This window comes from Mycobacterium sp. NTMscope_Eco_3, assembly GCF_976985685.1.
In genome coordinates, this window is the sequence record NZ_CDRJYZ010000001.1 from 5,881,173 (window position 1) to 5,897,714 (window position 16,542).

At 66.6% G+C, this 16,542-nt stretch carries 17 protein-coding genes; 13 read left to right on the forward strand and 4 right to left on the reverse strand.

Annotation, left to right across the window (positions count from 1 at the left end; translation table 11 throughout):
• Positions 1 to 15: 15 nt before the first annotated feature.
• On the reverse strand, positions 16 to 408 hold the full coding sequence (locus tag AC0KTM_RS27575) for a DUF8021 domain-containing protein (RefSeq protein WP_238955689.1): 393 nt from the start codon (positions 406 to 408) through the stop codon (positions 16 to 18).
• A 6-nt stretch (positions 409 to 414) separates the two neighbouring features.
• Positions 415 to 1,578: a steroid 3-ketoacyl-CoA thiolase gene (locus AC0KTM_RS27580; RefSeq protein ID WP_472417252.1), complete on the reverse strand. Its 1,164-nt coding sequence runs from the start codon at positions 1,576 to 1,578 to the stop codon at positions 415 to 417.
• A 132-nt stretch (positions 1,579 to 1,710) separates the two neighbouring features.
• Here AC0KTM_RS27580 and AC0KTM_RS27585 point away from each other — a divergent pair, with 132 nt between their 5' ends.
• The 7 genes from AC0KTM_RS27585 to AC0KTM_RS27615 all read left to right on the forward strand — a co-directional run bounded on the left by AC0KTM_RS27585 (position 1,711) and on the right by AC0KTM_RS27615 (position 8,651).
• Positions 1,711 to 2,961, forward strand: a complete 1,251-nt coding sequence (locus AC0KTM_RS27585; RefSeq protein WP_472417254.1) for a cytochrome P450 — start codon at positions 1,711 to 1,713, stop codon at positions 2,959 to 2,961.
• Complete coding sequence (locus AC0KTM_RS27590; RefSeq protein WP_225326265.1) at positions 2,961 to 3,974, forward strand: acyl-CoA dehydrogenase family protein; 1,014 nt, start codon at positions 2,961 to 2,963, stop codon at positions 3,972 to 3,974. The genes AC0KTM_RS27585 and AC0KTM_RS27590 overlap by 1 nt, the downstream gene beginning before the upstream one ends.
• Entirely contained in the window at positions 3,965 to 5,128 is a 1,164-nt protein-coding gene (gene fadE29 / locus AC0KTM_RS27595; RefSeq protein ID WP_225326266.1) for an acyl-CoA dehydrogenase FadE29, read from the forward strand. Before AC0KTM_RS27590 ends, fadE29 begins: the two co-directional genes overlap by 10 nt.
• Positions 5,125 to 6,087, forward strand: a complete 963-nt coding sequence (locus tag AC0KTM_RS27600; protein WP_472417256.1) for a bifunctional MaoC family dehydratase N-terminal/OB-fold nucleic acid binding domain-containing protein — start codon at positions 5,125 to 5,127, stop codon at positions 6,085 to 6,087. Before fadE29 ends, AC0KTM_RS27600 begins: the two co-directional genes overlap by 4 nt.
• A complete protein-coding gene (locus tag AC0KTM_RS27605) occupies positions 6,084 to 6,485 on the forward strand; it encodes a MaoC family dehydratase (protein WP_472417258.1) in 402 nt (133 codons plus the stop codon). Before AC0KTM_RS27600 ends, AC0KTM_RS27605 begins: the two co-directional genes overlap by 4 nt.
• Complete coding sequence (locus AC0KTM_RS27610) at positions 6,486 to 7,667, forward strand: lipid-transfer protein (RefSeq protein ID WP_225326269.1); 1,182 nt, start codon at positions 6,486 to 6,488, stop codon at positions 7,665 to 7,667.
• 144 nt (positions 7,668 to 7,811) lie between these two features.
• Entirely contained in the window at positions 7,812 to 8,651 is an 840-nt protein-coding gene (locus tag AC0KTM_RS27615; RefSeq protein ID WP_225326270.1) for a hypothetical protein, read from the forward strand.
• Between the two features lie 70 nt (positions 8,652 to 8,721).
• On the opposite strand, the gene AC0KTM_RS27620 is transcribed toward AC0KTM_RS27615, so the two are convergent.
• Positions 8,722 to 9,582 (reverse strand): MaoC family dehydratase, encoded by an 861-nt coding sequence (locus tag AC0KTM_RS27620; protein WP_225326271.1) that lies wholly within the window; start codon positions 9,580 to 9,582, stop codon positions 8,722 to 8,724.
• Between the two features lies 1 nt (position 9,583).
• Positions 9,584 to 11,266, reverse strand: coding sequence for a 3-oxosteroid 1-dehydrogenase (gene kstD, locus AC0KTM_RS27625; RefSeq protein WP_225326272.1), 1,683 nt, complete (start codon positions 11,264 to 11,266; stop codon positions 9,584 to 9,586).
• Positions 11,267 to 11,338: 72 nt separating this feature from the next.
• On the opposite strand from kstD, the gene AC0KTM_RS27630 reads away from it, so the two are divergent.
• From AC0KTM_RS27630 to AC0KTM_RS27655, 6 genes are all read left to right on the forward strand, one after another.
• Positions 11,339 to 12,124: a 2-keto-4-pentenoate hydratase gene (locus AC0KTM_RS27630; RefSeq protein ID WP_225326273.1), complete on the forward strand. Its 786-nt coding sequence runs from the start codon at positions 11,339 to 11,341 to the stop codon at positions 12,122 to 12,124.
• Between the two features lie 51 nt (positions 12,125 to 12,175).
• Positions 12,176 to 13,108, forward strand: a complete 933-nt coding sequence (locus AC0KTM_RS27635) for an acetaldehyde dehydrogenase (acetylating) (protein WP_225326274.1) — start codon at positions 12,176 to 12,178, stop codon at positions 13,106 to 13,108.
• Positions 13,105 to 14,166 (forward strand): 4-hydroxy-2-oxovalerate aldolase, encoded by a 1,062-nt coding sequence (dmpG, locus tag AC0KTM_RS27640; protein WP_225326275.1) that lies wholly within the window; start codon positions 13,105 to 13,107, stop codon positions 14,164 to 14,166. The genes AC0KTM_RS27635 and dmpG overlap by 4 nt, the downstream gene beginning before the upstream one ends.
• Before the next feature lie 43 nt (positions 14,167 to 14,209).
• Positions 14,210 to 14,512 (forward strand): hypothetical protein, encoded by a 303-nt coding sequence (locus AC0KTM_RS27645; protein WP_225326276.1) that lies wholly within the window; start codon positions 14,210 to 14,212, stop codon positions 14,510 to 14,512.
• An 88-nt stretch (positions 14,513 to 14,600) separates the two neighbouring features.
• Positions 14,601 to 15,740, forward strand: a complete 1,140-nt coding sequence (locus tag AC0KTM_RS27650) for a hypothetical protein (protein ID WP_225326277.1) — start codon at positions 14,601 to 14,603, stop codon at positions 15,738 to 15,740.
• Entirely contained in the window at positions 15,737 to 16,519 is a 783-nt protein-coding gene (locus tag AC0KTM_RS27655) for an SDR family oxidoreductase (protein ID WP_225326278.1), read from the forward strand. Before AC0KTM_RS27650 ends, AC0KTM_RS27655 begins: the two co-directional genes overlap by 4 nt.
• The last annotated feature ends 23 nt before the right edge of the window (positions 16,520 to 16,542 follow it).

Below are 16,542 nucleotides of genomic sequence, written 5' to 3' on the forward strand. Positions count from 1 at the left end.
ATGCGGGCCGCGTCGTTATCGGCGCTGCTGAATGAAGGGGTGGAAGCGAACCTTGATGTGGTGGATTTCGGCTTTCCCGCTTGGGCTTTCGGCCGGGATGACGAAGGTCTCGGTGACGTGCGCGGCGAGCCGACGGCCGCCGAACGCCGCCTTGGTCAGCACCTGGTACGCGGCGTGCACGTCGTCGCCGTCGATGCGGTACTCCGGCGTCGTCGTGTGCGCGAGCAACCGATACTGCGGCCCACGATTGAGGCTGCGCCGCAGATGATTTCCGGAGAACCCGTTCTTGATTCCCTGTTCGATGCGGGTGCAGCCGGCCGCGAACGGGACGGCGTCGCCGTCATGGCTGACCAGCGCGTCGATGTAGGACTGCGCCGCGGCGATGCGGCGCTCTTCGGAGACGAGCAAGGGGAACTAGATGCGCTCGATGATGGTGCCGGTCGACAATGCGCCGCCCGCGCACATCGTGATCAGCGCGGTGGTCTGGTCGGTGCGCTCCAGCTCGTGCAGGGCGGTGGTGATCAGCCGGCTGCCGGTCGATCCCACCGGGTGGCCCAGCGCGATGGCGCCGCCGTTGACGTTGACCCTGGCCATGTCCGGCTCGTGCACGCGCGCCCAGGACAACACCACCGAGGCGAAGGCCTCGTTGATCTCGACGAGGTCGATGTCGCCCATCTTCATGCCGGCCTTCTCCAGCACCTTGGCCGTCGACTGCACCGGTCCGTCGAGGTGGTAGTAGGGCTCGGCGCCGACCAGCGCCTGGCTGACGATGCGGGCGCGCGGCCGCAGCCCGAGGGCCTTGGCCTTGTCCTCGTCCATCCACAGCACGGCCGCCGCACCGTCGGAGATCTGCGACGACGTTCCCGCCGTGTGGATTCCGCCTTCGAGGACCGGCTTCAGCGCGCTCAGACCCGACAGGGTCGTCTCACGCAGGCCCTGGTCGCGGGAGATGGTGACGCGCTCCGACGTCGGCTGCTTGTTCTCGTCGAGCGCCGGGGCTTCGATCGGGGAGATCTCCCGGTCGAATCGGCCCTCGTCCCAGGCCTGCTTGGCCTTGGCCTGCGAGTAGAAGCCGAACTCGTCGATCTCTTCGCGGGTGATGCCGCGCCGCTTGGCGATGCGCTCCGCGGCGGTGAACTGGTCGGGCAGGTCGATGTCCCACGACGCGGGCCGCAGGATGCTGCGGTCGGGGCCGGCGTTGGCGCCGAGCCCGACGCGGCTCATGGCCTCGATTCCGCAGGCGATGCCGATGTCGATGGCACCCGCCGCGATCAGCCCGGCGACCAGGCCGTTGGCCTGCTGGCCGCTGCCGCACTGGCAGTCCACGGTCATGGCGCCGACGTGTTCCGGCAGGCCGGCCACCAGCCAGCTGACCCGGCTGATGTTGTTGGACTGCTCGCCGTACTGTGTGACGCAACCGCCGATGACCTGTTCGACGTCGCCGGCGTCGATGCCGGCCTTCTCGACGAGTGCCTTCTGCACCGCGCCGAGCAGTTCGGTGGCGTGGAGTCCTGAGAGCCATCCATTGCGCTTGCCGATCGGGCTGCGGGTGGCTTCGACGATTACCGGGTTACCCATTCCGTCAGGCTAGAACACGTTTCATTACTCTGACAAGCGAGGATGGTGACCTGCCTTTTATCTGCGCAGGAGCCGTGTTTTACTGGCACTAGAACACGTTGCAATTAGTGTTGTAAAAGGAGCGCACTCTACATGGCACCCCCAAACATTCCCGCCGACTTCGACTTCCTCGACCCTGACGTCAACCTCGCAGGGTTGCCCGTCGAGGAGCTCGCCTGGCTGCGCAAGGCGGAGCCGATCCACTGGGTCGACATCCCCGACGGCGCGGGCGGGTTCGAGGACCACGGCTACTGGCTCGTGACCAAGCACGCCGACGTCAAGGACGTGTCGAAGCGCAGCGAAGTCTTTTCGAGCTGGATGAACGGCGCCATCCCGACGTGGCCGCCGGAGATGAAGCGCGAGCAGGTCGAGTTGCAGCGCAGCGTCATGCTCAACATGGACGCGCCCCACCACACCCGGCTGCGCAAGATCATCTCCCGCGGGTTCACGCCACGGGCCATCGGGCGGCTGGAGGCCGAGCTGGACCAGCGGGCCCAGAACATTGCCAAGACCGCGGCGGCCGAGGGCGCCGGCGACTTCGTCGAGCAGGTGTCGTGCGAGCTGCCGCTGCAGGCCATCGCGGGTCTGCTCGGTGTCCCTCAGGAGGATCGCGACAAGCTCTTCCGGTGGTCCAACGAGATGACCGGCGGCACCGATCCGGAGTACGCGCACGTCGATCCCGCGCAGTCGTCGATGGAGCTGATCACGTACGCGATGGCGATGGCCGAGGAGCGGGGCAAGAATCCCACCGACGACATCGTCACCACGCTCATCGAAGCCGACATCGACGGCGAAAAGCTCTCCGATGACGAGTTCGGCTTCTTCGTGGTCATGCTCGCCGTGGCGGGCAACGAGACGACGCGAAACTCCATCACCCACGGCATGATCGCGATGGCGAACAACCCCGATCAGTGGGAGCTCTTCAAGAAGGAGCGCCCATCGACCGCCGCGGACGAGATCATCCGGTGGGCCACCCCGGTATCGGCCTTCCAGCGCACCGCCAACGAGGACACCGAGTTGGCCGGCGTGCGGATCAAGAAGGGCCAGCGGGTCGTCATGTCCTACCGGTCGGCCAATTTCGACGAAGAGGTCTTCGAAGACCCGCACACCTTCAACATTCTGCGCGACCCGAATCCCCATGTCGGCTTCGGCGGCACCGGCGCCCACTACTGCATCGGCGCGAACCTGGCGCGCATGACGATCAACCTGATCTTCAACGCCGTGGCCGACCACATGCCCGACCTGAAGCCGATTTCGGAGCCCGAGCGGCTGCGGTCGGGATGGCTCAACGGGATCAAGCATTGGCAGGTCGACTACACGGGTAAGTCCGCGGTGACGTCCTGATGGACTTCGATCTCACCGCGACGCAACAGGCGGTCGCCGACGTCGTGACGTCGGTGTCCGAGCGTGAATTGAGTTGGGACGCTTTGGTCGACGGGGGTGTGACGGCGCTGCCGGTGCCCGAGCGCCTCGGCGGCGACGGGGTGGGACTGCCCGAGGTCGCCACCGTGCTGACGGAGATCGGTCGCCACGGCGCCATCACACCGGCCCTGGCCACGCTGGGTTTCGGCGTGGTGCCGCTGCTTGATCTGGCTTCCGACGACCAGCAGGACCGGTTTTTGGCGGGCGTCGCGAAGGGCGGGGTGCTGACCGCGGCGCTCAACGAGCCCGGCGCCGCGCTGCCGGACCGGCCGTCGACCACGTTCGCGGGCGGCCGGTTGTCGGGCACCAAGGTCGGCGTCGGCTTTGCCGGACAAGCGGATTGGATGATCGTCACCGCCGACAGCGCGGTGGTCGTGGTGTCGCCGAAGGCCGGCGGCGTCGAGGTGGTCCAAACGCCGACATCGAACGACTCCGACGAGTACACGGTCACGTTCACCGACGTCGCCGTCGACGACTCCGATGTCTTGGCGGGTGCCACCGCACCCCGCGTCAACCAGCTGGCGCTGGCTTCCATCGGCGCCTACGCCGACGGGCTGGTGGCGGGCGCGCTGCGCCTCACCGCGGACTATGTGGCCAACCGGAAGCAATTCGGCAAGCCGCTGTCGACGTTCCAGACCGTGGCCGCCCAGCTCGCCGAGGTCTACATCGCCTCGCGCACCATCGATTTGGTGGCGAAGTCGGTCGTGTGGCGGCTGGCCGAAGGCCGCGATGCGGACGACGACCTCGATGTCCTCGGGTACTGGGTCACCTCGCAGGCGCCGCCGGTGATGCAGCTCTGCCACCACCTGCACGGCGGCATGGGGATGGACATCACCTATCCGATGCACCGGTACTACTCCACGATCAAGGACCTGACCCGGTTGCTCGGCGGTCCTTCTCATCGTCTCGATCTGGTGGGAGCGCAATGTTCATAGACCTGACTCCGGAGCAGCGTCAGCTGCAAGCGGAACTACGGGAATACTTTTCGAACCTGATCTCGTCCGACGAGATGAAGGCGATGGAGCAGGACCGCCACAACGAGGCCTACCGCGCGGTGATCCGGCGGATGGGCCGCGACGGCAAGCTCGGCGTCGGGTGGCCAAAGGAGTTCGGCGGCTTGGGCTTCGGCCCGATCGAGCAGTCGATCTTCGTCAACGAGGCGCATCGGGCCGACGTGCCCCTGCCCGCGGTCACGTTGCAGACGGTGGGTCCGACCCTGCAACAGTTCGGCAGTGAGATGCAGAAGAAGAAGTTCCTTCCGGCGATCCTGGCCGGCGAGGTGCACTTCGCGATCGGCTACACCGAGCCCGAGGCCGGTACCGACCTGGCTTCCCTGCGGACCACCGCCGTGCGTCAGGGCGACGAGTACATCGTCAACGGGCAGAAGATCTTCACCACCGGCGCCCACGATGCCGACTACATCTGGCTGGCCTGCCGCACGGACCCGGAAGCCGTGAAGCACAAGGGCATTTCGATCCTGATCGTCGACACCAAGGATCCCGGCTACTCCTGGACGCCGATCATCCTGTCCGACGGCGCCCACCACACCAACGCGACGTATTACAACGACGTGCGGGTGCCCGCCGACATGCTGGTCGGCGAGGAGAACGGCGGGTGGCGGTTGATCACCACCCAGCTCAACAACGAACGGGTCATGCTCGGCCCGGCCGGCCGCACCGCCGGCATCTACGACCGGGTACACGCCTGGGCGTCCAAGCCGGGCAGTGACGGGGTCACGCCGATCGACCACGCCGACGTCAAGCGGGCGCTCGGCGAGATTCACGCCATGTGGCGGATCAACGAACTGCTCAACTGGCAGGTGGCCGCAGCCGGCGAGGACATCAACGTCGCCGACGCCGCGTCGACCAAAGTCTTTGGCACGGAGCGGGTTCAGTACATCGGCCGGCTCGCCGAGGAAATCGTCGGCAAGTACGGCAACCCCGCGGACTCCGACACCGCCGACCTGCTCAACTGGCTGGACTCCCAGACCAAGCGCAACCTGGTGATCACGTTCGGGGGTGGCGTGAACGAAGTGATGCGCGAGATGATCGCCGCCGCCGGACTCAAAGTGCCGAGGGTGCCTCGATGACCGAAATCCAGGACGCCATCGCGGAAATCAACGCCGCCGGTGGGCCCAAGCCGCGCGCCGGCCGTGATGCCGTGAACCAGCCGATGATCAACAACTGGGTGGAGGCCATCGGCGACAGCAACCCGATCTATGTCGACGAGGCCGCCGCCCGCGCCGTCGGGCATCCCGGGATTGTGGCCCCACCGGCCATGATTCAGGTGTGGACCATGTTCGGCCTGGGCGGGGAGCGTCCGAAGGACGACCCCATGGGCCCCATCATGGAGCTGTTCGACAACGCCGGCTACATCGGCGTGGTCGCCACCAACTGCGAGCAGACCTATCACCGCTACCTGCAGCCCGGTGAGCAGGTCAGCATCACCTCGGAGATGGGTGATGTGGTCGGGCCCAAGCAGACCGGTTTGGGTGAAGGCTATTTCATCAACCAGCACATCATCTGGCGGGTGGGCGACGAGGACGTCGCCGAGATGAATTGGCGCATCCTCAAGTTCAAGCCCCGCGAGGCAGAGGCGCCCGCGTCGTCGGTGCCCGACGACCTCGACCCGGCCGCGATGATGCGGCCCTCGTCGTCGCGCGATACGGCGTTCTTCTGGGAAGGCGTCAAGGAGCACGAGCTGAGGATCCAGCGGCGTCCCGACGGCAGCCTGCAGCACCCGCCGGTGCCGGCGGTGTGGCAGGACAAGGCCGCGCCGATCGATTATGTGGTGGCCAGCGGCAAGGGCACGGTGTTCAGTTTTGTGGTGCACCACGCGCCGAAGGTGCCCGGCCGCACCCTGCCGTTCGTGATTGCCCTCGTCGAACTCGAGGAGGGCGTGCGCATGCTCGGCGAGTTGCGCAACGTCGAGGCCGCCAACGTGAAGATTGGAATGCTGGTGCGGGCAACCTATATCGACTTCCCGGCCGGTGACACCGGGCCGGAGTGGAGCCTTTATGCGTGGGAGCCCGCGGAGGCTCGGGCATGAGCGCGCCTGTCATCGAGGTCGGCGCCACGCTGCCGGAGCTCAAGCTTTACGGCGACCCGACGTTCATCATCTCAACCGCCTTGGCCACCAGGGACTTTCAGGACGTGCACCACGACCGTGATAAGGCGGTCGCGAAGGGCTCGAAGGATATTTTCGTCAATATCCTGACCGACACCGGGCTGGTGCAGCGCTACGTCACCGACTGGGCCGGGCCGTCGGCGCTGATCAAGTCGATCGGGTTGCGCCTCGGGGTGCCGTGGTACGCCTACGACACTGTGACGTTCTCCGGTGAGGTGACCGCCGTGGAGGATGGCCTGGCCACCGTGAAGGTGTTCGGGCGCAACAGCCTTGGCGACCACGTCATCGCGACCGTGACGCTGACGATGGGGGGTGCGTAGATGTCCGCGGGTTTATTGAACGGCCGAGCCGCGATCGTCGGCATCGGCGCGACCGACTTCTCGAAGGACTCCGGTCGCAGCGAGCTGCGGTTGGCCGCCGAGGCGGTCTTGGATGCACTGGACGACGCCGGGCTGAGCCCGTCCGACGTCGACGGGCTGACCACCTTCACGATGGACACCAACAACGAGACCGCGGTGGCGCGTGCGGTCGGCATCGGTGACCTGAAGTTCTTCTCGCAGATCGGTTACGGCGGCGGCGCCGCGTGCGCGACCGTTCAGCAGGCCGCGATCGCCGTCGCCACCGGGGTGGCCGACGTCGTCGTCGCGTACCGGGCGTTCAACGAGCGCTCCGGCATGCGGTTCGGTCAGGTCCAGACCCGGCTGGCGGGAGATGCCCGCGCACAAGCGGATTCGACCACGGCCGACAATTCCTTCTCCTACCCGCACGGGCTTTCGACGCCTGCGGCGCAGGTCGCAATGATCGCCCAGCGCTATATGCACCTGTCCGGGGCGACCAGCCGGGACTTCGGCGCGATTTCGGTGGCCGACCGCAAGCATGCGGCCAAGAACCCGAAGGCGTACTTCTACGAGAAGCCGATAACCATTGAGGACCACCAGAATTCGCGGTGGATCGCCGAGCCGCTGCGGCTGCTGGACTGCTGCCAGGAGACCGACGGTGCGGTCGCGATCGTGGTGACCTCGCCCGAGCGCGCGCGGGACCTCAAGCAGCGTCCGGCGATCATCGAGGCGGCGGCGCAGGGCTCCAGCCCCGACCAGTACACGATGGTCAGCTACTACCGGCCCGAACTCGGCCTGCCCGAGATGGGGGTCGTCGGCCGGCAGTTGTGGGCGCAATCGGGGTTGAAGCCGACCGACATCCAGACCGCTGTGCTGTACGACCACTTCACCCCGTTCACGCTGATTCAGTTGGAGGAGTTGGGGTTCTGCGGTCGTGGCGAGGCCAAGGACTTCATCGCCGACGGCGCGATCGAGATCGGCGGCCGGCTCCCCATCAACACCCATGGCGGCCAACTCGGTGAGGCCTACATCCACGGCATGAACGGCATCGCCGAAGGAGTGCGGCAACTGCGGGGCACCTCGGTGAACCCGGTGCCCGATGTCGAGCACGTCCTCGTCACCGCGGGTACGGGCGTGCCCACCTCCGGCCTCATCCTCGGCTAGCCGCCTTCGGCTGCCGGTTTGCCGCCGAGCGCCCGACTTGCCGCCGAGCGTGCGACTAGCCGCACGCTCGACGACGAACGTGAAACTAGCTTCACGTTCGTCAACTGAAGTGACGCCCTAGCGGTCGCATGCAACGCTGCGGTCATGGCCGAGCCGTTCATAGGCAGTGAGGCGGTTGCGCGTGGCATCGTGACCAAAAGCCGGCTGTACACGCGCTACATGCGGTTGTTCCGCGATGTCTACGTCGATCCCGACACCGACGTCACGGCGGCACTGAGGGCGAAGGCGGGGTGGTTGTGGGCCGGGCGTCGGGGAGTGGTCGCGGGATTTTCGGCGGCGGCCCTACACGGCAGCAAGTGGGTGGATGACCGGCGGGTGGTGGAGCTGATCCACGACAATCGCCACCGCGTTCCGGGAATCCAGGTGCATGGCGATTTCATCGAGGACGACGAAGTCGAAATCATTGGCGGGGTGCCGGTCACGACACCGGCAAGGACCGCACTCGATCTGGGTTGCTGGTACCCGCTCATGGCTGCTGTTGCGGGCATCGATGCGCTCGCCCGAGCGACGGAGATCAAAGCAGCGGATATCGACTTGTTGGGTCGCAGGTATGCGGGACGCAGGGGTATTGCGCGAGCACGACATGCGTTGGAGCTATTCGACGCTGGGGCCCAGTCACCCAAGGAGTCGTGGCTGCGCGTTGTCTTGATCCAAGCCGGCCTGCCGAAGCCGCAGACACAGATCCCGGTGCTCGACGAATTCGCCAGCGTGATCGGCTATCTGGATATGGGTTGGGAGGATGTCAAAGTCGCTGTTGAGTACGACGGCGACCACCATCGCAGCGATCGTTCGCAATACAACTGGGACATCACGCGATTAGAGAGAATGCAGCGTCGTGGATGGACGATAATCCGGGTGGTGGCTGGGAATCGACCGGCCGATATCGTTCGTCGGGTCCGAGCGGCCCGCGCCAGCCGAACGTGAAGCTGGCCGCACAGTAGAGCGCGAACGTGAAGCTAGCCGCGCGCTGGAGCTCGGCGGAAGGGCCGGAACCCTACGCCGGGACCAGCTCGACGCCGGAGAGCACGACGGCGTTGTCGCGCGAGGGCGCGACGACGCTGGCCACAAACCGGCCGCTCTCCTTCCAGATGCCGACCTTGAGCGTCTCGCCGGGGAATGCCACCCCGGCGAAACGCGCACCGTAGGCGGCCACCGCGGCGGTGTCACCGTCGAGCAGCGCGTCGGTGATCGCCTTGCAGGTCATCCCGTACGTGCACAGCCCATGCAGGATGGGCTGCGAAAAGCCTGCGGCAGCGGCGAATTCGGGATCGGAGTGCAGCGGGTTGCGGTCGCCGCACAGCCGGTAGAGCAGCGCCTGCTGCGGCAGGATCGGCACGTCGACCTCGAGATCGGGGGCGCGGTCGGGCGCGGCGTCGCCCCCCGACGGCCCGCGCTCACCACCGAAACCGCCTTCGCCGCGGGCGAAGATGGACCGTCGCTGCGTCCACAACAGCGTGCCGTCCGGCGCGGTCACCGTGGTCTCGCTCCAGATCACCGCGGCCTTGCCCTTGTCCCAGATGTCCGTGAACCGGGTGACGGCCTTCGCCGAGCCCGACGGCGGCAACGGCCCGGGCACCTCCACCCGCTCGCTGGCGTGCAGCACCTTGCCCAGTTCGATGTCGATGCCCGGGAACTGCACGGTTGGCGGTTTCGTGGCGTGGAAGGTGGCGGCCACGTTGCCGAACGTGGGCAGCACCTGCGGGGTGTCGTCGACCAGGTAGCGCAGCTCGCGCGGATCCATCGGATCGGCGCCCGCGCCCAGCCCGAGGTGGTAAAGCTGCACATCGCTACTGGCCCAAGAGAATTCGATGGGATCCAGCTCGGCGTTCAGCGCGACGTCTACGTCGATAGGCATTTCAGTTCTCTCCCGCTATATGCAATGCCGCCAGGTAGCCGAACGTCATGGCCGGACCGATGGTGCCACCCGGACCGGGATACGTGTGGCCCATCACCGGGGCACTGACATTGCCCGCGGCGTAAAGCCCTTCGATGATACTGCCGTCGTCGCGCAGCGCCCGGCCGTGGACATCGGTGCGGATTCCGCCCTTGGTCCCCAGGTCGCCGGGCACCATCTTGGCGGCGTAGTACGGCGCGTGGCTGATCTCGCCGAGGTTGGGGTTGGGCTTGTTGGTCGGGTCGCCGTAGTACCTGTCGTAGGCGCTCTCGCCGCGCTGGAAGTCCGCGTCCACACCGGAGCGCGCGAAACCGTTGAAACGTTCCACGGTCGCGGTGAATTCGTCCACCGGGAGTCCGGCCTTGGTCGCCAGCTCCGCCAGCGTGTCGGCCGTGATGATGACGCCCGACTCCAGCCACTTACGCGGAATGCGTTGTCCAGGTTGCAATCCCGCGAAGATGTAGCGGTCGCGGTACTGCTGGTCGAAGACCAGCCACGCGGGAATGTTCTCACCCGGCCCCGGCCCCTGGCCGTATTCGCCGCCGTACATGTGATGGCAGGCTTCCACGTAGGGCATCGACTCGTTCATGAACCGTTTGCCGGACATGTTGACGATGATCGATCCCGGCGAGTTGCGCTCCGACAGTGCGAACCACGGCGCACCGACCAACGGGACGGTGGGCCCCCACCAGGCGTCTTCCATCAATTCGAGTCCGGCGCCCAGCTTTTCGGCGGCGACGATGCCGTCGCCGGTGTTTGCCACCGCGCCGACGGTCCATTCGGTGGTGATCGGCGCGCGCTGGTACTTGACCCGCATCTGTTCGTTGTGCTCGAACCCGCCCGACGCCAGGATCACGCCGCGACGGGCCCGGATCAGTTGGGGCTCACCCGATTCGGCTTCGCCGGCGCCGCGTACGTAGACCCCGCGCACCACGCCGTCGTCGACGTACAGGTCGGTGAGGGCGGTGTTGAGCACCACCGGAACACCGGCCCGTTGCAACCCGATTCGCAGCGGCCCGATCAGCGCCCGGCCCATGCCGACGAGGTTCTTGCCGGTCGCCTTGGCCCACATCGTGCGGGCGCCGACCTTCAGGCTGCGCAGCACGCCGCGCGGGTGCCGCTTCAGCTGGTTCAACCGCACGTAATCCTGTTGCATCACCACGACGTTGAGCGGCACTTTGCCGTACGCGGGCTCCAGGCCGCGCTCGTCGGCCCCGAGCTTGCGGGCGTTGAACGGCTTCGGCTCGATCGAGCGGCCCTCCGCGCGCCCGCCCGGCGACTCGGGGTAGTAATCGGAGTACTTCGGCACCCAGCACATCTTCAGCGGCGTGTGCTTGAGCACGAACGACAACATCTCGGGCCCGCGCTCGAGGTAGGTGTCGATGCGTTCCGGCTCGACGACGTTGCCGATGATCCCGTGCAGATACGTGCGGGCGGCTTCCGCGGTGTCCTTGACCCCGTCACGCTTGAGCACTTCGTTATTTGGGATCCAAACGCCGCCGCCCGAGCGTGCGGTCGAGCCGCCAAAGTGCGGGGCCTTTTCGATGACTATTGTGGAAAGACCCCGGTGAGCGGCGGTAAGGGCGGCCACCATGCCGGCCCCGCCGCTCCCGACCACGACGACGTCGTACTCCTGCGCTGACATGTAGAACACGTTATAGAATTGCCCGGGGCGGCCGCTACTGGCCCGGTCGACCGTACGAGGAGACGTAGAGAAATGCTCAGTGTTGCTACCCGCGACGAGCTCGCTGCCGACTTGGCGCAGGCTGAGCGCAGCGGTGAGCCGATCCCGCCGCTGACCGCCGCCTATCCGGACATCGACGTCGTCGACGCCTACGAGATTCAGCTGATCAACATCCGCCAGCGGGTCGCCGAGGGCGCCCGCGTGCTGGGCCACAAGGTGGGGCTGTCGTCGTTGGCGATCCAGCAGATGATGGGCGTCGACGAGCCCGACTACGGGCATTTGCTCGACGAGATGCAGCTGTTCGAAGACACCCCGGTCAAGGCGAACCGCTACCTGTATCCGCGGGTGGAGGTCGAGGTCGGTTTCGTGTTGAACGCGGACCTGCCGGGGGCCGGTTGCACGGAGGACGACGTACTGGCGGCCACCGAGGCGCTGGTCCCGTCCATCGAGTTGATCGACACCCGGATCACCGACTGGAAGATCGAGCTGTGCGACACCATCGCCGATAACGCGTCGTCGGCCGGTTTCGTGCTGGGTCAGGCCCGGGTGTCCCCCCGCGACATCGACGTCAAGGGGATCGACGCGGTGCTGCGCTGCAACGGCGAGGTCGTCGCGGAGGGCCGCACCGACGCGGTGCTGGGCAACCCCGTCACCGCGGTGGCGTGGCTGGCCCGCAAGGTGGACGGGTTCGGCGTGCGGTTACGCAAGGGCGACGTCGTGCTGCCCGGATCGTGCACGCGGGCGATCGACGCGCACCCCGGCGACGAGTTCGTCGCCGACTTCGCAGGCCTCGGTTCGGTGCGTCTGGCGTTCGAATAGGCTCGAATTAAATCGACCAACTTAAATCTCAGTAGTTCGAAAAGGGGCATCATGCCGTCCAAGGCGAGTGTGGCCATTGTCGGGTCGGGCAACATCAGCACTGACCTGCTCTACAAGTTGTTGCGGTCGGACTGGCTGGAGCCGCGCTGGATGGTCGGCATCGACCCCGAAAGCGAGGGTCTGGCGCGGGCCCGCAAGCTGGGTTTGGAGACCACCCACGAGGGCGTGGACTGGCTGTTGGCGCAGTCGGACAAACCCGACCTGGTCTTCGAGGCGACCAGCGCCTACGTGCACCGCGACGCCGCACCCAAGTACGAGGCCGCCGGCATCCGGGCCATCGACCTGACGCCGGCCGCGGTGGGTCCGGCGGTGATCCCGCCGGCCAACCTGCGCCAGCACCTGGATGCGCCGAACGTCAACATGATCACCTGCGGTGGCCAGGCCACCATTCCGATCGTGTACGCGGTGTCGCGCGCGGTCGCCGACCTCGGTGGCGTGCCGTATGCCGAGATCGTCGCCTCGGTCGCCTCGCTGTCGGCGGGGCCGGGCACCCGGGCCAACATCGACGAGTTCACCAAGACCACCAGCAAGGGCGTGGAGACCATCGGCGGTGCCGCCCGCGGCAAGGCGATCATCATCTTGAACCCGGCCGACCCGCCGATGATCATGCGCGACACCATCTTCTGCGCCCTCCCCGAGGACGCCGACCGCGACGCGGTCGCCCAATCCATCCACGACGTGGTCGCCGAGGTGCAGACCTACGTGCCCGGCTACCGGCTGCTCAACGAACCCCAGTTCGACGATCCGTCGATCAACTCCGGAGGCCAGGCGCTGGTCACCACGTTCGTCGAAGTCGAGGGCGCCGGCGATTACCTGCCCCCCTATGCGGGCAACCTGGACATCATGACCGCCGCGGCGACCAAGGTCGGCGAGGAGATCGCCAAGGAATCCTTGACCGCGACGGCCGGAGGAGCGCAAGCATGAGTACCACCGACATCTTCTTCAACCCGGTCTGGGACGTCCGGATGACCGACACGTCGCTGCGCGACGGCTCGCACCACAAACGCCACCAGTTCACCAAGGACGAGGTCGGCGCCATCGTGGCCGCCCTGGACGCCGCGGGTGTGCCCGTCATCGAGGTCACCCACGGCGACGGGCTGGGCGGCTCGAGCTTCAACTACGGGTTCTCCAAGACCCCCGAGCAGGAGCTGATCAAGCTCGCCGCCGAAACCGCCAAAGAGGCCAAGATCGCCTTCTTGATGCTGCCCGGTGTGGGCACCAAGGAGGACATCAAAGAGGCCCAGAACAACGGCGGCTCGATCTGCCGGATCGCCACGCACTGCACCGAGGCCGACGTCTCGATCCAGCACTTCGGCCTGGCCCGCGAACTCGGCCTGGAAACCGTCGGCTTCTTGATGATGAGCCACACCATCTCCCCGGAGAAGCTGGCCGCCCAGGCCCGCATCATGGCCGATGCCGGCTGCCAGTGCGTCTACGTGGTCGACTCGGCCGGGGCGCTGGTCCTCGAAGGCGTGCGGGACCGGGTCGCCGCGCTGGTCGCCGAACTCGGCGACGACGCCCAGGTCGGCTTCCACGGCCACGAGAACCTCGGACTCGGGGTGGCCAACAGCGTCGAGGCCGTGCGCGCCGGCGCCAAGCAGATCGACGGCTCGTGCCGCCGCTTCGGCGCCGGGGCGGGCAACGCGCCCGTCGAGGCGCTGATCGGGGTGTTCGACAAGATCGGCGTCAAAACCGGCATCGACTTCTTCGACATCGCCGACGCCGCGGAAGAGGTCGTCGCCCCCGCCATGCCCGCCGAGTGCCTGCTCGACCGCAACGCCCTCATCATGGGCTACTCCGGGGTCTACTCCAGCTTCCTCAAGCACGCCATCCGCCAGGGTGAGCGCTACGGCGTCCCGCCGCATGAGCTGTTGCACCGGGCCGGCCAGCGCAAGCTCATCGGCGGCCAGGAGGACCAGCTGATCGACATCGCGCTGGAGATCAAGCGCGAGCAGGAAAGCGGCGCCGCGACCGCTCGCTAGCACACACAGGGCACGCAAAGGTAGCGCGAGTAACCTGGCGCGCATGAGCACATCCAAGACAGTCGGCGCCCGCCGCCGTGGGCTGCACGGCCTGCTCGTCGGGGGGCTACTAACCGCCACCGCGGCAACGTTGATCGCGCTGCCGGTGGCCAACGCGGATCCCGGGTGTAATCAGGACGTGGGTAGTTCCATCGACTCGTACCTGCAGCGCCATCCCGACCTCCACCAGCAACTGATCGACAAGTCAAAGGGCGAGGGCGGTAACGGCAGCGTGATCGACTACCTGAACCGGCATCCCGACGTGCGCCAGCACCTGATCGAGCTGTCCCACGCCTGCCCGCCGTAGCGAAGCTGCCTCGTCCTTGAACCCCGCGGCCGACGCGCCGGAATGTTCGCCATTGACGAAAAAGTAGAACACGTTCTAGCGTCTAGGCGTGTCCGCAAATTCCTTTTCCGGCCCGCTCACCCAAGCGATCGCTGAGGCCGAACAGCTGGTGGCCGATGCGCCGTTCATCGAGACCGAAGCCGACCTCCTCGAAGGGTTGCAGTACCTGGCCGGCTGCATCTCGGCCTGCATCCATCTGGCCGTGGACTACGACCGCGACCATCCCTTCCTGCAGTCGGGTACCGGGCCGTTCACCAAGATGGGCCTGGACAACCCCGACACCCTCTACTTCGGTACCCGGGTGCACGCCAACCACGATTACGTGGTCACCGGCAGGCGCGGAACCACCACCGATTTGAGTTTCCAGCTACTCGGCGGCGAATACACGGACGACTTCGTGCCCGTCAGCCAGGCCGCGTTCGACGATCGCGAGCTCGAGATCGCGCCCGACGGCAGCTTCGAGTGGCGGGTGCGACCCACCAGCCCCGGACAATTGGTGATCCGCGAGGTGTACGGGGACTGGTCGGCCCAGCGCGGCACGCTGGCGATCTCGCGGCTCGACACGGCGGGCACCGCACCGCCGCCGCTGACCCGCGAGCTCATCGAAAAGCGTTACGCCACGGCGGGAAAGCAGCTTGTCCAGCGAGTGAAGACCTGGCTGCAATTCCCGCAATGGTTTTATCTCGACCTGCCGGTCAACACCATGGTGGCGCCGCGGCTGACTCCGGGCGGACTGGCCACACAGTACTCGTCGGTCGGGCACTTCGACCTGCGACCGGATCAGGCGATGGTCATCACCATCCCGGTCACCGACGCGCCCTACCTCGGCTTCCAGCTGGGCAGCCTCTGGTACATCTCGCTGGACTACATCAACCACCAGACTTCGCTGAACAACACGCAGGCGCAGGCGGATCCGGACGGCAAGGTGCGCATCGTCGTCGCCGACCAGAACCCGGGAGTGACCAACTGGGTCGAGACGCTCGGCCATCGGCGGGGCTTCCTGCAGTTCCGCTGGCAGCGGGTGTCGCGTGAGCTCACCGATGCCGACGGTCCGAGCGTCGAGGTGGTCGACATCGACAAGGTTCCGGCCGCGTTGCCGTACTACGATCACAACAAGATCTCAGAGGGCGACTGGCGCGCGCGTATTGCGTTGCGCCACCAACAAATTCAGGCGAGGATGCTGGGATGACGAAGTTGCTCGACGGCAAGGTAGTGGTGATCAGCGGCGTCGGCCCGGGTCTGGGCACGACGCTGGCGCACCGATGCACGCGAGAAGGTGCCGACCTGGTGCTGGCGGCCCGCACGCCGGAACGCCTGGACGACGTCGCCAAGCAGATCGCCGACCTCGGAGGCCGGGCGACGACGGTGCGCACGGACATCACCGAGGACGACCAGGTGAGCAACCTGGTCGATGCCACCTTGGAGGCCTACGGCAAGGTCGACGTGCTGATCAACAACGCATTCCGGGTGCCGTCGCTGAAACCGTTCTCCGGCACCAGCTTTCAGCATATCCGCGACGCGATCGAACTCAGCGCGCTCGGCGCACTGCGGCTCATCCAGGGGTTCACGCCGGCGCTGGCCGAGTCGAAGGGCTCGATCGTCAACGTCAACTCCATGGTGTTGCGGCACTCGCAGGCGAAGTACGGCGCCTACAAGATGGCCAAGTCGGCGCTGCTGTCCATGTCGCATTCGCTGGCCACCGAGCTGGGCGAGCAGGGGATCCGGGTCAATTCCGTTGCACCCGGCTATATCTGGGGCGAGACATTGCAGGGCTACTTCAACCACCAGGCCGGCAAGTACGGCACCACGGCCGAGCAGATCTACGAGGCCACCGCGGCCGGCTCCGATCTGAAGCGGCTGCCAACCGAGGACGAGGTTGCCTCGGCGATCCTGTTCATGGCCAGCGATCTGTCCAGCGGCATCACCGGCCAGACATTGGACGTCAACTGCGGGGAGTATCACACGTGATGTCGGCGCTGACGATGCAGAAG

What these genes read in the sequence shown, in the direction of transcription:
- AC0KTM_RS27580 (WP_472417252.1), bottom strand. Translation starts at nt 1,578, where the DNA reads ATGGGTAACCCGGTAATCGTCGAAGCCACCCGCAGCCCGATCGGCAAG.
- AC0KTM_RS27585 (WP_472417254.1), top strand. Translation starts at nt 1,711, where the DNA reads ATGGCACCCCCAAACATTCCCGCCGACTTCGACTTCCTCGACCCTGAC.
- AC0KTM_RS27590 (WP_225326265.1), top strand. Translation starts at nt 2,961, where the DNA reads ATGGACTTCGATCTCACCGCGACGCAACAGGCGGTCGCCGACGTCGTG.
- fadE29 (WP_225326266.1), top strand. Translation starts at nt 3,965, where the DNA reads ATGTTCATAGACCTGACTCCGGAGCAGCGTCAGCTGCAAGCGGAACTA.
- AC0KTM_RS27600 (WP_472417256.1), top strand. Translation starts at nt 5,125, where the DNA reads ATGACCGAAATCCAGGACGCCATCGCGGAAATCAACGCCGCCGGTGGG.
- AC0KTM_RS27605 (WP_472417258.1), top strand. Translation starts at nt 6,084, where the DNA reads ATGAGCGCGCCTGTCATCGAGGTCGGCGCCACGCTGCCGGAGCTCAAG.
- AC0KTM_RS27610 (WP_225326269.1), top strand. Translation starts at nt 6,486, where the DNA reads ATGTCCGCGGGTTTATTGAACGGCCGAGCCGCGATCGTCGGCATCGGC.
- AC0KTM_RS27615 (WP_225326270.1), top strand. Translation starts at nt 7,812, where the DNA reads ATGGCCGAGCCGTTCATAGGCAGTGAGGCGGTTGCGCGTGGCATCGTG.
- AC0KTM_RS27620 (WP_225326271.1), bottom strand. Translation starts at nt 9,582, where the DNA reads ATGCCTATCGACGTAGACGTCGCGCTGAACGCCGAGCTGGATCCCATC.
- kstD (WP_225326272.1), bottom strand. Translation starts at nt 11,266, where the DNA reads ATGTCAGCGCAGGAGTACGACGTCGTCGTGGTCGGGAGCGGCGGGGCC.
- AC0KTM_RS27630 (WP_225326273.1), top strand. Translation starts at nt 11,339, where the DNA reads ATGCTCAGTGTTGCTACCCGCGACGAGCTCGCTGCCGACTTGGCGCAG.
- AC0KTM_RS27635 (WP_225326274.1), top strand. Translation starts at nt 12,176, where the DNA reads ATGCCGTCCAAGGCGAGTGTGGCCATTGTCGGGTCGGGCAACATCAGC.
- dmpG (WP_225326275.1), top strand. Translation starts at nt 13,105, where the DNA reads ATGAGTACCACCGACATCTTCTTCAACCCGGTCTGGGACGTCCGGATG.
- AC0KTM_RS27645 (WP_225326276.1), top strand. Translation starts at nt 14,210, where the DNA reads ATGAGCACATCCAAGACAGTCGGCGCCCGCCGCCGTGGGCTGCACGGC.
- AC0KTM_RS27655 (WP_225326278.1), top strand. Translation starts at nt 15,737, where the DNA reads ATGACGAAGTTGCTCGACGGCAAGGTAGTGGTGATCAGCGGCGTCGGC.